Source organism: Bradyrhizobium sp. CCBAU 45389, assembly GCF_028128625.1.
Taxonomy (GTDB): Bacteria; Pseudomonadota; Alphaproteobacteria; order Rhizobiales; family Xanthobacteraceae; genus Bradyrhizobium; species Bradyrhizobium liaoningense_B.
Genome location: NZ_LBIY01000098.1, coordinates 590,679 through 610,816, shown reverse-complemented (window position 1 = coordinate 610,816; position 20,138 = coordinate 590,679). Strand labels below are relative to the sequence as shown.

At 65.7% G+C, this 20,138-nt stretch carries 18 protein-coding genes and 1 pseudogene; 9 read left to right on the top strand and 10 right to left on the bottom strand.

Annotated features, from left to right (window positions below):
* The first annotated feature begins 103 nt into the window (after positions 1 to 103).
* The 9 genes from XH79_RS38885 (at position 104) to XH79_RS38845 (ending at position 8,278) form a co-directional block, all read left to right on the top strand.
* Entirely contained in the window at positions 104 to 916 is an 813-nt protein-coding gene (locus XH79_RS38885) for an HpcH/HpaI aldolase/citrate lyase family protein (RefSeq protein ID WP_271585124.1), read from the top strand.
* 80 nt (positions 917 to 996) lie between these two features.
* Positions 997 to 2,202 (top strand): ABC transporter substrate-binding protein, encoded by a 1,206-nt coding sequence (locus XH79_RS38880; RefSeq protein WP_271585123.1) that lies wholly within the window; start codon positions 997 to 999, stop codon positions 2,200 to 2,202.
* A 97-nt stretch (positions 2,203 to 2,299) separates the two neighbouring features.
* Positions 2,300 to 3,049, top strand: coding sequence for an SDR family NAD(P)-dependent oxidoreductase (locus XH79_RS38875; protein WP_212337812.1), 750 nt, complete (start codon positions 2,300 to 2,302; stop codon positions 3,047 to 3,049).
* A gap of 4 nt (positions 3,050 to 3,053) precedes the next feature.
* On the top strand, positions 3,054 to 3,953 hold the full coding sequence (locus tag XH79_RS38870; protein WP_271585122.1) for an NAD(P)-dependent oxidoreductase: 900 nt from the start codon (positions 3,054 to 3,056) through the stop codon (positions 3,951 to 3,953).
* A gap of 2 nt (positions 3,954 to 3,955) precedes the next feature.
* A complete protein-coding gene (locus tag XH79_RS38865) occupies positions 3,956 to 4,846 on the top strand; it encodes a branched-chain amino acid ABC transporter permease (RefSeq protein ID WP_271585121.1) in 891 nt (296 codons plus the stop codon).
* Positions 4,839 to 5,813 (top strand): branched-chain amino acid ABC transporter permease, encoded by a 975-nt coding sequence (locus XH79_RS38860; RefSeq protein ID WP_271585120.1) that lies wholly within the window; start codon positions 4,839 to 4,841, stop codon positions 5,811 to 5,813. Before XH79_RS38865 ends, XH79_RS38860 begins: the two co-directional genes overlap by 8 nt.
* The gene (locus XH79_RS38855; protein WP_271585119.1) at positions 5,810 to 6,592 is read left to right on the top strand and encodes an ABC transporter ATP-binding protein; all 783 of its coding nucleotides are present in this window, start codon (positions 5,810 to 5,812) and stop codon (positions 6,590 to 6,592) included. Before XH79_RS38860 ends, XH79_RS38855 begins: the two co-directional genes overlap by 4 nt.
* Complete coding sequence (locus XH79_RS38850) at positions 6,585 to 7,322, top strand: ABC transporter ATP-binding protein (protein WP_212337817.1); 738 nt, start codon at positions 6,585 to 6,587, stop codon at positions 7,320 to 7,322. The genes XH79_RS38855 and XH79_RS38850 overlap by 8 nt, the downstream gene beginning before the upstream one ends.
* 17 nt (positions 7,323 to 7,339) lie before the next feature.
* Positions 7,340 to 8,278, top strand: coding sequence for an SMP-30/gluconolactonase/LRE family protein (locus tag XH79_RS38845; protein ID WP_271585118.1), 939 nt, complete (start codon positions 7,340 to 7,342; stop codon positions 8,276 to 8,278).
* Positions 8,279 to 8,285: 7 nt separating this feature from the next.
* On the opposite strand, the gene XH79_RS38840 is transcribed toward XH79_RS38845, so the two are convergent.
* From XH79_RS38840 to XH79_RS38795, 10 genes and pseudogenes are all read right to left on the bottom strand, one after another.
* Positions 8,286 to 11,438 carry an efflux RND transporter permease subunit gene (locus tag XH79_RS38840; protein ID WP_271585117.1) on the bottom strand — a complete coding sequence of 1,051 codons (3,153 nt, stop codon included), beginning with the start codon at positions 11,436 to 11,438 and terminating at the stop codon, positions 8,286 to 8,288.
* Positions 11,435 to 12,672: pseudogene (locus XH79_RS38835) on the bottom strand (efflux RND transporter periplasmic adaptor subunit). The gene XH79_RS38840 and the pseudogene XH79_RS38835 overlap by 4 nt, the downstream one beginning before the upstream one ends.
* Before the next feature lie 39 nt (positions 12,673 to 12,711).
* Entirely contained in the window at positions 12,712 to 12,954 is a 243-nt protein-coding gene (locus tag XH79_RS38830) for a hypothetical protein (RefSeq protein WP_271585116.1), read from the bottom strand.
* A gap of 39 nt (positions 12,955 to 12,993) precedes the next feature.
* Complete coding sequence (locus XH79_RS38825; protein WP_271585115.1) at positions 12,994 to 13,314, bottom strand: twin-arginine translocation signal domain-containing protein; 321 nt, start codon at positions 13,312 to 13,314, stop codon at positions 12,994 to 12,996.
* On the bottom strand, positions 13,311 to 13,889 hold the full coding sequence (locus tag XH79_RS38820) for an HdeD family acid-resistance protein (RefSeq protein ID WP_271585114.1): 579 nt from the start codon (positions 13,887 to 13,889) through the stop codon (positions 13,311 to 13,313). The genes XH79_RS38825 and XH79_RS38820 overlap by 4 nt, the downstream gene beginning before the upstream one ends.
* A gap of 160 nt (positions 13,890 to 14,049) precedes the next feature.
* Complete coding sequence (locus XH79_RS38815) at positions 14,050 to 15,162, bottom strand: ABC transporter permease (RefSeq protein WP_212337828.1); 1,113 nt, start codon at positions 15,160 to 15,162, stop codon at positions 14,050 to 14,052.
* Positions 15,163 to 17,940, bottom strand: a complete 2,778-nt coding sequence (rbbA, locus tag XH79_RS38810; protein ID WP_271585113.1) for a ribosome-associated ATPase/putative transporter RbbA — start codon at positions 17,938 to 17,940, stop codon at positions 15,163 to 15,165.
* Positions 17,937 to 19,007, bottom strand: a complete 1,071-nt coding sequence (locus XH79_RS38805; protein ID WP_271585112.1) for an HlyD family secretion protein — start codon at positions 19,005 to 19,007, stop codon at positions 17,937 to 17,939. The genes rbbA and XH79_RS38805 overlap by 4 nt, the downstream gene beginning before the upstream one ends.
* A 40-nt stretch (positions 19,008 to 19,047) precedes the next feature.
* Entirely contained in the window at positions 19,048 to 19,533 is a 486-nt protein-coding gene (locus XH79_RS38800) for a DUF992 domain-containing protein (protein WP_212337831.1), read from the bottom strand.
* A complete protein-coding gene (locus XH79_RS38795; RefSeq protein WP_212337832.1) occupies positions 19,534 to 20,133 on the bottom strand; it encodes a hypothetical protein in 600 nt (199 codons plus the stop codon).
* Between the last annotated feature and the right edge of the window lie 5 nt (positions 20,134 to 20,138).

Genomic DNA, 20,138 nt, shown 5'->3' with positions numbered 1-20,138 from the left:
CTGCCCCCCGCCTGATTTGCCCGCGACCACCATAGACGCGGCACCTCGGGGAGGATAGAAGTACAAACGATAATGCATAATGCATAATCGAGGTTGAGGCCCAATGTCCAGCGCTTTGTCCCGCTCCTTCCTGTTTGTCCCGGCCAACCGACCCGAGCGGTTCGACAAGGCGGCCGCGTCGGGCGCGCATCAGGTCATCCTCGATCTCGAGGATGCTGTCGCGCCAGCGGACAAGGGCGCGGCGCGCGGCTTCATCGCGCAGTGGAGCGGGCGGACCGACGCGATCGTACGCGTGAACGGTGCCGATACTCCGTTCTTCGCGGCCGACATGGACATGATCCGCCGCGCTGGCGTGACCAGGTTGATGCTGCCGAAGGCCGAGCCCGGCGCGATCAACCGCTTGGTGGGATCGCTGGATCGGCCCTGCCAGGTCATCGCGCTGATCGAGACGGTCAGGGGTTATGCGGAGCTGCGGAGTATCGGCAAGAGCGGCCTGGTCTCGCAATTCGCCTTCGGCAATCTCGACTTCGGCATCGATGCCGGCGTGACCGAGACCGCACAGGAGCTCGATCCGGTTCGCCTGCAAATCGTGCTGGAATCGCGGCTGGCCGGATTGGCTCCGCCGATCGATGGCGTGACGACATCGTGGACGGATCCCGCGACCTTCGGCGCGGCGGTCGGCCGCGCCAAGTCGCTCGGCTTTGCCGCAAAGCTCTGCATCCATCCGGCCCAGGTCAAGCTGGTCAACGAGGCCTTCCTGCCCACGGCCGATGAAGTCGTCTGGGCCCGCCGGGTGCTGGAGGTCGCCAAAGGTGCCAACGGCGCCGCGGTGGCGCTGGACGGCAAGATGATCGATGCTCCGGTCATCCGCCGCGCCGAGCTGATCCTGGCCGGCACCGCGTCCAGCGCGACATAATGCATAATGCATTTTTTCTTGACCGGGTCGGTTCCTCCCTCTAAAGATCATCGGAGAAAAACAAATATCGGGGAGGGCCTATGAAGAGGCGTGACTTTCTCAAGCTGTCGGGCGCCGCCGCGCTGGCGTCGGCCTATCCCGGCTCATCGCTCCTTGCCGACGAGATCGGCGTCGATGCCGCCACCAAGACCATCACCATCGGCGGGTTCACGCCGGTCACGGGGCCGGTCCCCTTCTACGCAATCCTGACCCACGCCGCGGACGCCTATTTCAAGAGCGTCAACGAGGCCGGCGGCATCAAGGGCTGGAAGATCAACTACGTGACGCTCGATGACGGCTATGATCCCGCGCGCAGCGTTGCCGCCGTCCGGCGCCTCGTCGAGGACAATCACATCTTTGCACTGGTCGCCGCGGTGGGCACCGCCACCAATGTCGCCGTCATTCCCTACGCCAAGGAAAACGGCCTCGCCATGATCGGGCCGATCGGCGGCGCCAGCGCCTTCTTCGCCGAGCCGAACATCTTTCCGCTCCTGCCCGATTACGGCTGGTCGGCGGCCTCCAATGCCGAGTTCGCTGTCAACGATCTCAAGCTGAAGAAGATCGCGCTGCTGTGGGAGAATGACGAGCTCGGCCGTTCGGCCAAACGCGGCTTCGATCTCTTCATGGAGGCCAACAAGCTCACGCCGGCGGAGTCGGTCCCATTCGAGGTGAAGACCACCGACTTCACCCCGCACATCCGCCGCGTCGCCAATTCCGAGGCGCAGGCGGCGATCCTGTTCGGCTCCAATGCCAATCTCGCGGCCGCGTTGAAGGCGGCCGACCGCCAGGGCGTCAAGCTGACCTGGTTTGCGCCCTTCTTCACCGCCGATCCCGCGACCTACAAGCTGACCGGCGATCTCCTCAACGGCGTCTACTTCTCCTCGTGGCTGCTGCCGGTCCACAGCGCCGAACCCGAGATCAAGGCCTATCGTGACGCCGTGACGAAGTACTATCCGAACGATCCGGTCGGCGTGTTCGGGCTCAACGGCTGGAGCAATGCCGCGCTGTTCGGCAGCATCTTCGGCGCGCTGGTCGACAGCGGCAAGCCGATCACGCGCGCCAATCTGGTCGAGGCGGGCAACACGCTGCGCAACGCCTCGGTCGGCGGCGCCCGCAAGGTGACCTTCACCGGTGCCGATCACCGCGGCACGCGTCAGGAAGCGATCCTGCAAGCGCAGGGCTCGTTCGTCATGGTGCGCGACTTCAAGCCCTATCCGGCAGTGGCCTTCGACGCCAAGCCGGCCTGAGCCAATCGTTTTCAGCGGGTGACCGCAAGACGCGGTCGCCCGCTGCTCGTCTCAACTACCAAGAAAAACAAGGCAAGAAAAACAAGGAAAGCACGACATGGCTGGATCGCCCTTGAGCGGGCCCTCGCGTCTCGACGGACAAACTGCCCTCATCACTGGAGCCGCCGGCGGCATCGGCCGCGCCGTGGTTGCCGCGTTCTGCGCCGCCGGCGCCGACGTCATCGCCACCGACATCGTCGAAGACGGCGGCAAGTTTCCGGAAAAGGCGAGCTATCGCCGCTGCGACGTGACGGATCGCGCGGCCGTCGAGAGGCTGATCGACGCGGAGCTGAAGGCGCGCGGCAAGATCGACATCCTCGTGCTCTGTGCCGGCACGATCGCCAATACGCCGCTGCCGCAGTCGACTGATGAAGAGTGGGACAGGATCCTCGCCGTCAACCTGATGGGCACGGTCAATCCCGTGCGCAAGCTCTATCCCGTCATGGCCGAGCGTGGTTTCGGCAAGATCGTTGCGCTCGGCTCGATCGCCGCCAAGATCGGCGGCGTCGCGTCGGGCCCGGCCTATGTCGCGGCGAAATCCGCCGTGCACGGCCTGATGAAATGGGTTGCCAAGAACGGCGCTGCCAAGGGCGTCTACGCCAACATCATCGCGCCGGGCCCGGTCGAGACTCCGATGTGGGCGACTGTCACCGATCGCGCCGCGCCGTCGCCGAACGGCGCCGTGCCGCTGGGGCGGTTCGGCCAGCCCGAGGATATTGCCCAGAGCATTCTGTTCCTCTGCTCGCCGGCGTCGAACTGGATCACCGGCACGGTGCTCGACGTCAATGGCGGCATGTTGATGGATTAGGCCCATGAGCGCAGCGAAGACCATCGGCTTCATCGGCCTCGGCGTCATGGGCGGGCCGATGTGCAGGAACATGGCGAAGAAGCATGCCGGTCGCGTGCTGATGCTCGACCGCGATCCGGCGGCGATCGCCGCTCTCTCCGACACCAGAGCGGAAGCAGCCGCCTCGCTCGACGCGCTTGCCGCCGCCGCGGACGTCATCTTCCTGTCGCTGCCGGGCGGACCTCAGGTGGAGGCGGTCTCGTCCGCGATCGCGCAGGCCGCGCGGCCGGGGACGACGATCGTCGATCTCAGCACCACGCCGGTCGCGCTGGCGCGCAGCGTCTCCGATCGGCTGAAGGCCAAGGGCTTCGCCTTCGCGGACGCACCGGTGGCGCGAACGCGGGAGGCCGCGCAACGCGGCGAGCTCAGCATCATGGTCGGCGCGGAGGCGGTCGTGTTCGCAGAGATCAAGCCGCTGCTCGATCATATCGGGTCCGACGTCACCCATTGCGGTGAGGTCGGCTGTGGCCAGGTCGTCAAGCTGATCAACAACGCGCTGGTGTTCGAGCACACGCTGGCATTAGCGGAGATGATGGTGATCGGCGAGCGCGCCGGCGTGAAGCCCGAGACGCTGCTCAGCGCCGTGTCGAAGGGGTCGGGCGACAGCTTCGTGCTGCGCAATCACGGCACCAAGGCGATGCTGCCGCGCAACTTTCCGGCAAAAGCCTTTCCGCCGGAATACGTGCTGAAGGACCTTGACTATGTGCTTCAGCTCGCCGCCGATACCGGCACCCGTCCCGGCGTTGCCGAGCTTGCGCGCCGCTATTACGACGCGGCGTGCCGGCACGGACTGTCGGGCCGCTATTTCCCCGGCGTGATCGAGTTCATCGAGCAGGGCGGCGTGCCCGGCGAAGGGCAGGGGTGAGCGTGGCCGGATTCATCAGAGACATCCTGCCGCTGCTCTGGTCCGGCATCATCTCCGGCTGCCTTTACGGCGTCGGCGCGCTCGGTCTCGTCATGGTGTTCAAGAGCTCGCGCGTCGTGAATTTTTCGCACGGCAATCTCGCCTGTCTCGGCGCCTTCGTGGTTTACGGCTTCTCCAGCGGCAGCCTGCTGAGCCTGTCCTGGGGCAGCGCGGTGGCGCTGGCGCTCGGCATTGCCTGCGCGGTTGCGGTCGCAAGCTATGCCCTGATCGCGCCGATCGTCTTCAAATCCGATCTCGCCTCGACCATCGCAACGCTCGGCGTCGGGCTGGTCCTGCAGGGCGCTGTGCAACTCGTGTTCGGTGCCGATATCGTCAATCTCGATCTTCCGGTGCCGCGCTTCGGCTTCAGCCTCGGCGCAGTCCGTATCTCGTCCTATGATCTCGCCGTTCTCGCCGTCACCATCGCGATCGTCGCCGGCTTGTTCGTGATCATCGAGCGGACCAAGCTCGGCGTTGCGTTTCGCGCGGTGTCGACCAATCCGTTCGCCTGCGAGGTCTGCGGGCTGAACCTCCGCTCGGTCCACCTGTTCTCCTGGCTCGCGGGCGCCGTCCTCGGTCTTGTTGCAGCACTTCTGATCGTGCCGACGACGTTCCTGAGCTCGACGACGGTGCCGTCCTTCATGCTGCAAGCCTTCACCGCGGCCGTGGTCGGCGGCTTCTCGAGCCTGCCGGGCGCCGCCGTCGGCGGCATCCTGGTCGGCATCGCCATGAACCTGTTTTCGTTCTACGTCTCGCCGGAATTCATGAACACGTTCCTGCTCGGCGTGATCCTGCTGACGCTCAACTTCTTCCCCAACGGACTTTTGGAAAGGGCGATCGGTGGCCGTGTCTGAGCTCGCCCACGGGTCGAAGGCCGGCGTGTCGGCGCGCAACGGCAATGTCGATGCCGCGCGGCTGTCGATCTTTGCCTTGGTCGCGGCGCTGGTGCTGCTGCCGCTCCTTGCCGGAGGCTTTCTGCTCTACAGCCTGTCGCTGTGCTTTGCGAACGCGCTGGCCGTTCTCTCTGTCAGCATGCTGGTGCGTTACGGTGGCGAGGTGTCGATCGGGCACAGTTTCTTCGTGGCGCTCGGCGCCTATGCGGTTGCAATCGTCGAGCACCGCCTCGGCCTGTCGATCGCCGTGAGCCTCCCGCTGGCGGTCCTGCTCGGCGCAGGTAGCGGCTTCGTCTTTGCATTCCCCTCGCGCCGGCTGTCCGGGATCTATCTTGCGGTGGCCACCATGGCGCTGGCGCTCGCACTGCCGGAGATCCTGATCGGCTTCGAGAAGTTCACCGGCGGCTTTGAAGGTCTGTACATCGCGCAGGACTTGATTCCCGGCGTCTCGAAGGCGTTGCAGCGCTACTACGTGGCGCTCGTGGTTCTGGTCGTCGTCTGTCTGGCGCTGGCGCATTTCCGCAAGTCGGCGCAAGGGCTGGCGCTGCTGATGGCGCAGGCCCAGCCGCGCGCGGCCGAGGCCATGGGGATCACGCGGAGCTGGGCGCGCGTCTCGATCTTCACGTTGAGCGCCGCGCTGGCCTCGCTGGCAGGTGCCATGACGGGCTTTGCATCGTCGACCGTTTCGCCGAACAGCTTTACCTTCTTCAGCGGCGTCTTCCTGCTGGTCGGCTCGGTCGTCAGCCTGAACAGGCTGTCACTGCCGGCGGCGCTGGTCGGCGGCGCCTTCATCACGCTGGTGCCGACCTATCTCGCGAAGGCCGGCGACTGGGTTCCGATCCTTTATGGCGTGGCGCTGATCGTCGTCACGCTGGCAGCGAATGCCGGTGACCTGCGCCGCTTCCTGCCACGCCGGAGGGGACGATGATGGCCGCCACCGGCAGCGGGCTCGTCGCCGAAGGCATCTCGCTCGGCTTCGGCGGGCTTCAGGTTCTCAGCGACGTCTCTCTGAATCTGAAGCCCGGCGTCATCACCGGTTTGATCGGACCGAATGGCGCGGGCAAGACCAGCCTGTTCAACTGCCTTACCGGGCTCTACCACGGCCAGCGCGGGCACAGCAGTTTTGGCGGCACGCCGCTGGACGGCATGGGTCCGGCGCCGCGCGCCGCGTGCGGCATCACCCGCAGCTTCCAGAATCTGGCGATGTGCCCGGAGCTGTCGCTGCTCGAAAACGTCCTGGTTGGTCTCACCCTGAAGCGTCGGTCCGGCTGGTTCAGCGCCTTCGTGCCGACGCCGGCGCAACGGGCCGAGCAAGAGGACACCGAGCGCCGCGCCATGGCGGCGCTGAATGAGCTCGGCATTGCGTCGGCCGCCCATCACAAGCCGTCTGATCTGCCGCCGGGAACGCTACGCCTCGCCGAGATCGCGCGCGCCATTGCCAGCGAGCCCAGGGCGATCCTGCTCGACGAGCCGGCCGCGGGACTGAACGCCGTCGAGACGCGTGACCTGATGCGCGCCTTGAAGCGGCTGATGCGGCCCGACCTCGTGCTCCTCGTCGTCGAGCACGACATGGACCTGATCATGGAGCTTTGCGAGCACATCTATGTGCTCAATTTCGGCAGGATGATCGCGAACGGCACGCCGGCGGAAATCCGCGCGCATCCTGATGTGATCCGCGTCTACCTCGGAGACGACGCCGATGACTGAGCTGTTCTCGGCGCGTGGTCTCGCGGTCAGCTATGGCAGGGCGCGCGTCGTCGAAAATGTCGATCTTGCCGTGCCGGAAAGAGGCGTGGTGGCGCTGTTGGGTGCCAACGGCGCCGGAAAGTCGTCGGTGCTCAAGGCCATCGCGGGCCTCGTGCCGGCAGAGGGCGAGATGCGTTTTGCCGGCGAGGACATCGCTGCGCTCGCCGCCCGGCAGCGCGTCAGGCGCGGCATCGTCTATGTCCCCGAAGGACGCCAGATCGTCGGCTCGCTCACGGTCGCCGAAAATCTCCTGCTCGGCGGCTTCTTCCTCGATGCGCGGGTGCAGCGACAGCGGCGCGATCTCATGCTGGAGCTGTTTCCCGAGATCGCGAACCGCCTGAAGTCGCCGGCCTGGATGCTGAGTGGCGGCGAGCAGCAGATGCTCGCGATCGGGCGCGGCCTGATGAGCGCGCCGCGGCTGCTCCTGCTCGACGAGCCGTCGCTGGGACTGGCGCCACTGCTGATCCGGCGCGTGTTCGAACGCCTGGTGACCATCAAGCAGGACACCGGCCTTGCCATCATGCTGGTCGAGCAGAATTTCCGCATGACGATGAAGGTGGCCGACGAGCTCTATTTCGTGCGCAACGGTGCCATCGTCGGTCATCGCAGCGCGGCAGACCTCGCCACGCCGGCGAGCCGGGCCGAGGCCGTGGAAGCCTATCTCGGCGCCGGCCAGCCGGCGCCGGCCTAAGGATATGGAGTGAGGGGATGCGTCTCGAAGGCAGAGAGATTGCGAGCGGACTTGCCTTTCCCGAAGGGCCGGTCGCGCTCGCCGACGGCAGCGTCATCGTCGTCGAGATCGAGGGCGGCCGGCTAACGCGCGTGCTTCCTTCGGGCCGGAAAGAGGTGATCGCGCATCTCGGCGGTGGTCCGAACGGCGCGGCCATCGGCCCGGACGGCAAATGCTATGTCTGCAACAATGGCGGCTTCTCCTGGCACAGGGACAGTCGCAATTTTGCTCGCCCGACCGGCCGCGCCGAAGATTACACGACAGGCCGTATCGAGCAGGTCGACCTTGCTACCGGCGTCGTCAAGACCCTTTACGACAGTTGCAACGGCGTCAATCTGAAAGGGCCGAACGACATCGTCTTCGACGACAAGGGCGGCTTCTGGTTCACCGATCTCGGAAAGACCTATGGCCGGCTGATGGATCGCGGCGCGGTCTATTATACGCGCACCGACGGCTCCATGATCAAGGAGGCGATCTTTCCGATCATGACGCCGAACGGCGTCGGGCTGTCGCCGGATGGGCGCACGCTCTACGTCTCCGAGACCGAGACGAGCCGGATCTGGAGCTATCCCATCACCGGCGAAGGCGAAGTCGCCAAGGAGCCATGGCCATCGCCGAACGGCGGTCGTTTGCTGCACGGACTGCCGGGCTACCAGCGGTTCGATTCGCTCGCGGTGGAAGAGGGCGGCAACATCTGCGTCGCAACGCTGGTGCGTGGCGGTGTCAGCGTGTTTTCGTCGGACGGCCGGTTGATCGAATTCCACGAAGCGGATGAGGTCTACTGCACCAACATCTGCTTCGGCGGCCCGGACATGCGCACCGCCTTCATCACACTCTCCGGCACCGGGCGGCTGATTGCTGTCGATTGGCCTCGGGCCGGTCTCGCCCTCAACGATCCCCTGACCGCACGCGGTTGAAGCCCGCTTAGACCATATTGCGGTCGGACGAATTCGGCCGATGGCTTGACTTGAAAGCCGCCTTCGCGCGCTCGCGTACGCGCTGAAAGACCACATAGAGCATCGGCACCAGGAATATCCCGATCGAGCTTGCGGCCAGCATGCCGGCAAACACGGCCGTGCCTACCGCGCGACGGCTGAGCGCGGCAGCGCCCGTTGCGATGACAAGCGGCAGCAGGCCGAGGATGAAGGCCGCCGAGGTCATCATGACGGCGCGAAAGCGCATATGGGCGCCCTGGACGGCGGCCTCATCGAGCGCCATTCCCGCCTCGCGCTGCTCTTTCGCGAATTCGACGATCAGGATGCCGTTCTTGGCCGCGAGGGCGATCAGGACCACCAGGCCGATCTGGCCGTAGAGATCGAGGTTGAGCCCCGCGACCTTGATGCCGAGATAGGATCCGAGCACGCCGACGACGACCGAGAGCAGAACGGGGATGGGGATCACCGTGCTCTCATAGAGCGCGACCAGGAACAGATAGGCGAACAGGACGGCCAGCATCAGCACGATGCCGGTCTGGCCGGCGGCCTGTTGCTCCTGATAGGCGGTGCCGGTCCATGCAAAAGTGTAACCGGACGGCAGCACGGCATCGGAGATCTCAGTCATGGCAGCCATCGCGGTGCCCGAGGAGATGTTCGGCGCCGGGCTGCCGTTGACGGTCACCGAGCGGTAGTTGTTGTAGCGGGTGATGACCTGCGGCCCGGTGACGATCTTCAGCGCCGCCAGCGATCGGAGCGGTACCATCTCGCCGGTGCTGTTGCGCACATAGATCCGCCAGATGTCCGAGGTGTCGGCGCGGTCGAATGCCTCGCCTTGGAGATTGACCTGCCAGGTCCGGCCGAACAGGTTGAAATTGTTGACGTAGATGCCGCCGAGCGTGGCCTGGAGAGCAGTGAAGATGTCGCTGATGGTGACGCCCAGCGCCTGGGCCTTGCGGCGATCGATATCGAGATAGAGCGACGGGTTGGTCGCGGTGAATGTCGAGAACACGCGCGCAAGCCGTGGATCGGCATTGGCGGCGCCGATCAGCGCGTTCGTGACGCTGGAGATCGCTGCTGGAGTCTGCCCCTCCAGCGCCTGCAACTGATATTCGAATCCGCCTCCGGTCGAGAGCCCGATGATCGGCGGCAGGTTGAACGGCAGCACGTTGGCCTCTCGAATCTGCGCGCCGGCTGCAAACATCCTGGCGATCAGCGCCTGTGCCGAATCCGCCGCCGCCTTTCTGTCGGCGAAGGGTTTCAGCCGCGCCACCACGAGCGCGCTGTTCGGCTCGGAGGCGCCGTCGAGCAGCGAGAAGCCGATCACTGCCAGGACGTGGTCGACGGCCGGTATCTGTTTCAGGATGTCCTCGACTTGCCGGGTGACCACGCTGGTCCGTGCCACCGATGCGCCATCGGGCAACTGCACAGAGGTGAAGAAGGCTCCCTGGTCTTCCTCCGGCAGGAAGCCCGTCGGCGTGACCAGCGACAGGCCGAAGATGCCGCCGGCAAAGACCGCCACGAGCAGGAGTGACAACGAGGCCATGCGCACCAGGTGGCGGACGCCGCCGCTGTAGCGATCGCGCACCCAGTCGATCCCGCCGAGCACACGGCCGATGAGACCCCGGCGCGGGCCGCCGTGGCGCAGCAGCAGGGCGCACAGCGCCGGGGAGAGCGTGAGCGCGTTCAATGCCGAGATCATCATGGCGGCGCTGATGGTCACCGCGAACTGACGGAACAGCGTGCCCGAGATTCCGGGAATGAATGCGATCGGGACGAACACCGAGAGCAGCACCAGGGTGATGGCGATGATCGGCGCGGTGATCTGCCTCATGGCCTTCTTGCTGGCCTCCGCCGGCGACAGGTCGGGCTCCTCCGCCATGACGCGCTCGACGTTCTCCACCACGACGATGGCGTCGTCGACGACGATGCCGATGGCGAGCACCATGGCGAGCAGGGATACCGTGTTGGCCGAATAGCCGAAGGTCAGCAGGACGGCGAAGGTGCCCACCAGGCTGACCGGTACGGCGACGGCCGGAATCGCCGTGGCTCTGAGGTTTCCGAGGAACAGATAGACCACGACCACCACGAGGACGAACGCCTCGCCCAGCGTCCGCAATACTTCCGCAATGGTATCGCGGACGAACGTCGTGGAATCGTATTGCACGAGATGGCTGAGGCCTGCAGGAAACCGGGCGGACAGTCGCTGCATCGTCTCCGCCACCGCGCGCGCGGTGGTCACCGCATTGGCGCCCGGCGCGAGATAGATCGCGATCGGGACGGCGGCGCGCCCGTCGATCCGCGCTTCGCTGTCGAGATTTTGCGCGCCCATCTCGACGCGGGCGACGTCCTTCACGAGCAGCGATGATCCGTCCGGATTGGCGCGCAGCACGATGTTGGCGAATTGATCGACGGTGGCGAGCCGGCCCAGTGTCTGCACGTTGAACTGGAACTGCTGATCGTTGCTGATCGGCCGCGCCCCGATACGGCCGACGGGAGCCTGGACGCTCTGCGCGCGGATTGCGGCGATCACGTCCGCCGGGGTCAGGCCGAGGCTGGTGAGCCGCTGCGTATCGAACCAGATCCGCATCGAATAGTTCATCTTGGCGAACAGATTGGCCTGGCCGACCCCGGGTGTGCTGGCGATGGCGTCGAGCACGTTGATGATGGCGTAGTTGGTGATGAAGAGCGGATCCTGCCGGCCATCGGCACTGTACAGCACCAGAAACTGCAGGATCGAGGAGGATCGCTTCTGCACCGTCACGCCCTGCTGCTGCACCTCCGTGGGCAATTGCGACAGCGCGCTCTGCACGCGATTGTTGACGTTGACGGTGTTGATGTCGGGATTGGTGCCGAGCGCGAACGAAACCGTCAGCGTGTAGCTGCCGTCATTGCCGCTGGTCGATTTCATGTACAGCGCGCGGTCGACGCCGATGACCTGAGCCTCCAGCGGCTGGGCGACGCTGCTCTCCACCACTTCGGCCGAGGCGCCGGGGAAGGTCGCGGCCACGGTGACCTGAGGCGGCACGATATCCGGAAACTGCGCCACCGGAATCTGCGTGAGCGCCAGCGCGCCGGCGATGGTGATGATGAAAGCGATCACCATCGATAGCCGCGGGCGGTCGACGAAGACGTCCGATATCATGGGCTGCCGTCCGCCGGGCGTGTCGGGGGAGGGGTGCTGCGGTCGGCCGGTGGCGCCAGCCCGCTCGCTGCGCCCTTGATGCTCGACAGAATGAGTGCGCTTGCCGGATCCGGGGTGACGGTCTGGCCGGCACGAACCCGTTGCAGGCCTTCGGCGATCACCTTGTCGCCGGCCGCAAGCCCATTGATGACCGCGGCGATCGTCGGTGTCGATTGTCCGAGCTGAATGCGTCGCTGCTCGGCCTTGTTGTCCGTGCCCACCACGAGGACGTAGTCGCCCCGCTGGTCGGACAGCACCGCCGAGCGCGGGATCGCCAGCACCTCGATCGGCTGGACGCCTTCGAGCACGACGGTCACGAACTCGCCGTCGGTCAGCTCGTGGGCGATGACGCCTGCCGCGGAGGGGGCGCGCAGGATCGGATTGGCGATCTCGCCCCGCACCGTGATCGTGTCGGTGTTTTGCGCGATGCTGTTGTCGACGAAGTTCAGCTTGCCGGACTGGCCGTACATGCGCCCGTCGGGCAGCCGCAACCGGATCACCACCGCCTCGAGTCCGCCTTGCGGACCGTATCGCTCGCGCAGTTCGAGCCCCTGGCGCAGCGGCACGGGAAACGTGACGTACATCGGATCCTGGCTGACGATCGTGGTCAGCACGCCGGAAGAGGGGCTCACGATGTTGCCTTCCGTCACCGCCGTGCGTCCGATCTTGCCGTCGATCGGCGCGCTGATCACGGTGTAGTCGAGGTTGATTTGCGAGGCCTGGACCTGCGCCTGCGCGGCCTGCACCTGGGCTTCCAGGCTGCGCTGGTTTGCGCAGCGTCGTAGGTCGACTGCTGCCCGGCCGGTCCGCCGAGCAGGGTGCGTGCGCGCTCCGTCGTCAGCCTTGCATTCTCCAGCGTTGCCTCCAGCTGCGCCACCTGCGCCTTCTTGGCCGCAAGATCGGCTTCGAATGGGCCACGCTCGAGGCGATAGAGCTGGTCACCCTTCTTGATCTCGGCGCCCTCGTTGAAGAGCCGCTGTTCCAGAAAGGCGGTGACGCGGGCCGCAACGTTGACCCGGTTGATCGCCTCGATGCGGCCGAGAAACTCGCTGCTCTCGGTGATCGGCCGCCGTGTCGCTTCGACGATCCCGACTGAAGGCGCGGAGGCGGCAGGTTGCGTCCGAGCGGCCCCGCCGGTCAGCCCGATCATGAGACCTGCCGCCAGCAATCGGATCGCGACATCGGCAAGGTTCATCGTCCGCTCCTTGCTCCGGACTCAGAACAACGAACTGGGTCACTCCCGCGCGGCCCTGTCGCTCCGCGCGGGTTCGTCGTAGCCCTTGCGATGGCTGTAGAACATCAGTGCGATCAGGCCGCAGCCCGACACCAGGAAGAGGACCGCGGCCCCGGCAAGGATGATATTGCCGTAGACCGGCATCGCCGGCGTCGAGCGCCAGACCGACACGCAAAACCAGGTCGCCGCAACGAGAAGCGCGGCCAGCACGGCGGCGAGGATCCATTGGTAATTGTTGCGCACGATTTCCTCCATCACCCTGCCAAGGGCCCGACAAGCGTCCTAGCGCCAGCGCCATCCGCAATGACGACGGCCGCGATGCCACCAGCAAACCCAGCGGCGGCGACGACGCGGCGGTGGGGGACGCCAACCGGGACGCGGTGGCGGCGCGCCCCAGCCCGGGCCGCCCCAGCCCGGACCGGGTCCCGGTCCCCACTGCGCCGGCGTGACAGGGAGCGACGCCCCGCCGGCCCGTCCGGGATCGGGATCGATCGGCATCGCCTCGGCGACGCCGATGAGGCGAACGCCGACGGTGCCGATCGCGGCTGCGGCAATGGCATTCGTTGCAAGACCGAGGAAGGCGCGGCGGTTGGGAGCATTCATTGTGCTTCTCTCCTTTGTGATTCGGCGGTCCGCAGCGACTGCAGCGCGTAGAGCAACCATGCGAGGCCATGCGAGATCAGGTCGACACCGAGCAGGAAGCCAAGCGCCCAGACGCTGATGTCGGGGAAGCCGAACAGGATGAGCACGCCGGCGATGACGGCAAAGATGCCGGAGATCAGCATCATCCAGCCGTTCTGATGCCAATAGGCAAAACTGAGCACGCACCGAATGACGCCCGACGCGAACAGCACCGCGCCGAGGAAATAGGTCAGGATCAGCGCGCCCGAGTCGGGCTGGGTGAGCAGCAGCAGGCCAAAGACGAGGTAGAGCGCGCCGAGAACGATCCGCCATAGGAAGCCGCCCCATTCCTTGGTCCAGAACGCATGCGCAATCTCGAAGCCGCCGGCGGCGATCGCGGTCAGTCCGATGAACTTGACGCTGATGATGGTCGCGAACGCGAGATCGCCCAAGGCGAAGAGGCCGGCGGCAATCAGGACGGCCCCGAGGAGAGCACAGACCCAGAGTGGCGGAGGGCCCAGCGCTTCGATGCCGGACCGGCTGTCATAGGCTGTCATGCGATCCTCCCGGACAACGATGGTTCCATCGACAGACGGTGAATCGTAGCGGCGAACCCGCGGCGCCGACATCAGACGAAACCCTGAGCCACCGGGCGGGAATGTTCGCATCCCCCTTGGGTTCTGTGCCCGTTTTAACGCGAGCTGGTCCCCGAGGACCTCATCTGAGGAATTGCCGGAAGCGACGCAGAGACAGGAAGAACAACAGTCCGCCAATCACCAGCAATGCCGTCAGCTGCGGCCACACGACGGTGAGCCCGGCGCCGCGAAACAGGATGGCCTGGGCCATGATCACGAAATGGGTGTTCGGCGCGGCGAGCATGATGTTCTGGATCAGCTCGGGCATGCTCTCCCTCGGTGTCGTGGCGCCCGACAGCATCTGCAGCGGCATCAGCACCAGCATCAAGAGCAGACCGAACTGCGGCATCGTGCCGGCGGAGGTGGCCAGAAAAATGCCCATGCTGGTGGTGGCAAAGAGATAGAGCGCTGTGCCGCACAGAAAGAGCGGGACCGAGCCGCCGATCCGGACGGCCAGCAGTCCCTGCACGACGAAGATGAGCGACATGCTGGCCGCGACGAGGACGACCAGGCCCATCGACCAGATCTTGCTCGCCATCACCTCGAAAGGCGTCACCGGCATGACCAGCAGATGCTCGATCGTGCCGTGCTCGCGTTCCCGGATCAGGGCCGCCCCGGTCAGGATGATCGACAGCATCGTGACGGAGGAGATGATGTTGTTGATGGCTCCGAACCAGCTCTTGTTGAGTTCGGGATTGAAGCGTGCGCGCAGCGCCAGATCGATCGGCAAGGGTGCAGCCGAACGATAGCGGGACAGGAACTCGCTGACCTCGTCGCTGACGATGGACTGGATATAGCCGCTTCCGGTGAAGGCCTGCGACATCCGGGTCGCATCGACATTGAGCTGGATGGCCGGCGATCTCCGCGCAAGCAGGTCGCGCTGGAAGTTGGGCGGGATGTTGAGCGCGAAGGTGTCGAGGCCCGCATCCATGCGGCTCATCATGTCCGACTGCGATATCAGCCGCGGAACCGCGAAATAGGGCGGGCTGAACGCCGTGATGATGCGCGTGGCGGCGGGCGATTTGTCCTCGTCGACGATGGCCAGTGCCGCCTCGTTGAGCGTCTCCGGCTGAGCCCTGGAGGCGGTGTAGATCGAGACGGTAAAGGCATAGATGATCAGTGCGAGCATCATGGGATTGCGCACGAGGCCGCGCAATTCCTTGATGCCGAGCTGAACGATATTGCCGCTGCGCATCTAGGTCGCCTGCTTCTTGAGGAGCGCGACGCCGAGGGCGAGCAGCACCGGGATGGTGACGAGAAGCGCCAGGAACGGTCCGGAGAGATCGCCGAAGTCGAGCCCCTTGGAGAACGTGCCGCGCGTGATGGTGACGAAGTGCGCGGCCGGATAGATCCGCCCGATGATCGCGCCCGCGCCCTGGAGCGAGGATACGGGATCGACGAGTCCCGAATATTGCGTGGCCGGAATCATGGTGAGCAGCGCGGTCGCGAAGATCGCAGCGATCTGGCTCGTCATGAACGACGAGATCACAAGACCCATCGCGGTGGTGATGATGACGTACAGGAGCGCGGCCGACGTGAACGCGACGAAGCTGCCCGTGAAGGGGACGCGGAATACGAAGACTGCAAAGGCGGTCAGCAGGAAGAAGTTCAGCATGGCGAGCGCGACGTAGGGAAGCTGCTTGCCGACCAGGAACTCGATCCGCGTCACCGGCGTGACGTAGAAATTGATGATTGATCCGAGCTCCTTCTCGCGCACGACGCTCAGCGTCGCCAGGATCGCCGGAATGATCAGCAGCAGGATCGGGATCACGGCCGGCGCCATCGCGACGATGCTCCGGATGTCGGGGTTGTAGAGGAAGCGGACCTCGAGCTGGAAGTCGCCGGTCGTGGCGGCATTGCCATAGAGTTGCCGGGCGCGCTGCGCCAGCCAGGTCGCGTGCATCGCCTGCACGTAGCTGCGCACCGTCTCGGCACGCGACGGCATTGCGCCGTCGACCCATGCGCCGATCTGAACATTGCTGCCGCGCGCGACGTCGCGGCCGAAGCCCGGAGGAATTTCGATGGCGAGACTGAGCTCGCCGCTGCGCATGCGGCGGTCGAGATCGTCATAGTCGGTGATCGGCGCAAGCTCGGTGAAATAGCGCGAGCCGGCAATCTGGAGGATATAGTCCCGGCTGACAGTGGTGTCGTCGCGGTCCATGGCGGCGAAGGAGAGGTCTTCGACGTCCATGTTGATGCCATAGCCCATCACGAACATCAGGATGAGGCTGCCGAGGATCGCGAGGGTGGCGCGGATCGGATCGCGCTTGAGCTCGAGCGCTTCGCGTTGCGTATAGGCGAACATGCGGCGCGGATCGAAGAAGCTCAACGCGCCATGTGGCGCGCCGTGCGTCTCCGCTGTACCGGTGGTTGCCATGTGCGGCGCGGGAGCGGCCGCGGTCGTCTCCGTCGCGGCGATCGCGTCCTTGAGGTAGGCGACGAAAGCCTCCTCGAGGCTTCCATTGCCGCGCCGTGCCGCGATCTGTTCCGGTGTGTCGCTGATCATGACCTTGCCGGCATGCATCAGCGAGATGCGGTCGCAGCGCTCGGCCTCGTTCATGAAATGGGTAGAAACAAAGATCGTGACGCTGTCCTGCCGCGACAGGTCGGACAGGATCTGCCAGAAGCCGTCGCGTGCCACGGGATCGACGCCCGACGTCGGCTCGTCGAGGATTAGGATATCGGGCGCATGTATCATCGCGACCGCCAGCGACAGGCGCTGACGGACGCCGAGCGGCAGGGCGTCGGGCAGGGCGTCGATCACCCTGGTGAGATCGAAACGTCCGGCCATGTCGCGGACCCGATCGTCGATCGTATCAGGTGCGAGCCGGAACAGGCGCGCGTGCAGCTCGAGATTTTGGCGGACCGTCAGCTCGGAATAGAGCGAGAACGCCTGCGACATGTAGCCGACTCGATGCCGCACATCCATGTCCTTGGGATCGACCTCGCGCCCGAGCAGCCGGGCATCGCCCTCGCTGGCCGGCAAGAGTCCGGTCAGGACCTTCATCGTCGTGGTCTTGCCGCAACCGTTGGAGCCGAGGAAGCCGAAGATCTCGCCGCGGGGGATGCGGAAGCTGACATTGTCGACCGCGGTGAAGTCGCCGAATCGGACGGTGAGATGCTCGGCCTCGATCGCGATGTCGTCGTCGCGATCGCTCGCGCGAGGCGGGATCACCACCTCTCTGTGCTCCCGTCGCTGTTCCTCGGGCAGCAGGGCGATGAAGGCGGCATCGAGATTGTCGGTGCCGGTCTGTCGCAGCAACTCGGCCGGCGTCCCCGTGGCGAGCACATGCCCGTCATTCATCGCAACCAGCCAGTCGAACCGCGCCGCTTCCTCCATGTAAGCGGTCGCGACGACGACACTCATGCCGGGGCGATCCTTCCGGATCTCGTCGATCAGCTCCCAGAACTGGCGGCGCGAGAGCGGGTCGACGCCGGTGGTCGGCTCGTCGAGGATCAGCAGGTCGGGATCATGGATCAAGGCGCAGCAGAGCCCGAGCTTCTGCTTCATGCCGCCGGACAGCTTGCCCGCGGGCCGGTCAGCGAAGGGCGCAAGGCCGGTGTTGCCCAGGAGCTGTCGAATTCTCTCCTCGCGCTCGCGCCTGTCATGACCGAACAGGCGGCCGAAGAAATCGACATTCTCGAATACGGAGAGCGTCGGGTAGAGATTCTTGCCGAGGCCCTGCGGCATGTAGGCGATCTGCGGGCAGGTCCGCCGCCGGTGGGCGGCGTCGGCCATGTCTCCGCCGAGCACTTGAACGCGGCCATCCTGGATGGCGCGAGCGCCGGCAACAAGCGACAGCAGGCTGGATTTGCCGACGCCGTCGGGTCCGATCAGACCCACCATGCGTGCCGCGGGAATCTCGAGGGCGATGCGATCGAGCGCGCGGATCGCCCCGTAGCGCAGGCTGACCGCCTCGAGGCGTATCACCGGCGCGACGAAGGATCGAGATTCGGGCGACGCGTCATTCATTTGACCAGGCGTTCCGTCAGCTGTGCCGGCCATGCGGCGTCGGGATCGAGGCGGACAAAGGCGCGGCCGGGCAGGCCGGTCTTGACCTGCTCGATGTTTCGCCGCAGCAGCTCCGGCGAAATATGCGCCCTGACGCGGAACATCAGCTTCTGCCGCTCCTCCTCGGTCTCGACCGTCTTGGGCGTGAATTGGGCAACGCTGGCAACGAACGTCGCCGTGGCCGGGATGACCCATTGCGGCGCGGCATCGAGGACGAGGCGAACCTCCGAGCCGATCGCGACGCGGCCGGCCTGCGCCGTCGGCAGGAAGAAAGTCATGAAGACATCGCCGAGATCGACGAGATTGAGCACGCGTCCGCCGGCGCTGAGAACCTCGCCCGGCTGGGCGACGCGAAACTGGACGCGCCCGTCGCGCGGTGCGCGAAGTGTCGAATCGTTGAGGTCTGCCTTGATGCTCTCGATGGCCGCCTTCGCCGCCTCGACCGCAGCCTCCGCATCGACGACCTGCGCCTCGGCCGCACTGATGGCGGCGCCCGAGGCGGCGAGCTGGGCCTCTGCGGCCGCGACCGCTGCGCGGGCGCCGTTGGCGGCCGCGCGGTCGTCGTCAAGCACCTGCTGGGGCACGGCGTTGGTTCTGATCAATTGCTCGGAGCGCTGCAGCTTTCGATCGGCTGAGTCCAGCTCTGCACCGCGCTGGTCGACGACGGCCGTTGCGGCCTTCTTCTCGGCCTGACGCTGGGTCACGAGGCTCCTGGCGGTCTCGATGCCGATCGTGGCGCGCCGCATTTGGGCTTCGGCCTGGCGGTACTGCGCTTCGAGCTGCACGGTGTCCATCTGTGCGAGCGCCTGTCCCGCCGAGACGAGATCGCCTTCCCGCACCAGGATGTCGCGGATGCGCCCGGGCGTCTTGGTGGCGATGTCGATCTCGACGGCCTCGATGCGCCCGTTGCCACTGGCAAACCCGCTCGGAAGGCTGTCGCTCCCAAGTGTCTGCCAGGCGAAGTATCCACCTGCGCAGACAGCAGCGACGAGGAAGGCGATCAGCCAGCGTTTTCGATTGCGTGTCATGGTCCAGGTCGTTTTCATCGAACCACCAGGCGGATACGAACTATTGCGGGCCTCGCGGTCCCAATGTCAGATGGGTCACGCCAGCCGCGAGATTGAGCCCGATCGAACGTTCGATCGAGATCGGCTGCAGCATCACGCTCCTCCGCGAGCCGCCGATCAGGACGTTGGCGCCGAGGCCGGGACCCAAGGCAAAATTGCCGCTCGCGCCGACATAGCTGCCGCGGAGCGTGCCGGGGCCAATCCGTGAATTCCGGGCGAAGACCGCCCAGGACAGCGTGCCGGCACTGGTCACGCCGAGGTCAAGGCCGACGCGTCTGATCCGTCCCTCGTAGACGTACTGCCGGGGCGGGCGCAGTCCGTTGAACACGCAGCGCATTGCCTGTGTCGACCCCAGCACCAGCCCGACGCGAGGTTCGGAGAAGCACAGCAGCCTGCCAATCCTGAATCTCTCGGCGCGCGCGGACGTGGTGGTGGTGCAAAGAACGGTCACCGCGCAGATGGCCGCAAGACATCGCAATGTTCGCATTCAAGCCTCCGTCTGGTGTTGGGCTCCGGTCGTGCCGCCCGCGGGGCGGCCGTCCTGGCGCAGCCAGAACGAGATCGCGAGGCCGATCAGCAGCACGGCGCCGAGCAGGAAGAAGAAGATGGACTGCTTCAGCCAGGATATCGCCGGCACGGCCGCGCCCATCGCAAGGCCGAGAAAGGCGATCTGCAACGACAGCAGGCTGACGCCCGCAAGGAACGTGCCGAGCGCAAGCAGCATCAGCAGCACGAGACCGGTCGCCGGCGTCGGAAGCATCTGCTGTACCCCGGAGACCAGCATGATGTTCATCGTGACCAGAACTGCGATCCAGTGCAGTGCCTGGGTCCACACCAGGCGGATCTGCCTCTCCCTGCCTTCGGTCTCCGGCCATTTGGTAATGACGCAGACCACGCCGATGGCAAGCGCCAGGAACTCCCAATAGCCGACCAGAGGCTGGTGCGAGACGTTCGTATAGGCGACGCCTGCGATGGCGAGCAGCAGCGCGACGGCATACGGAAGCTGCTGCCAGAGAAAATGGCCGGCCCCTGCGCGCGTCAGAGTAGGCTCGGGAGCATCGTGTTGCTGTGCATCGATTTCGCTCATGGCGG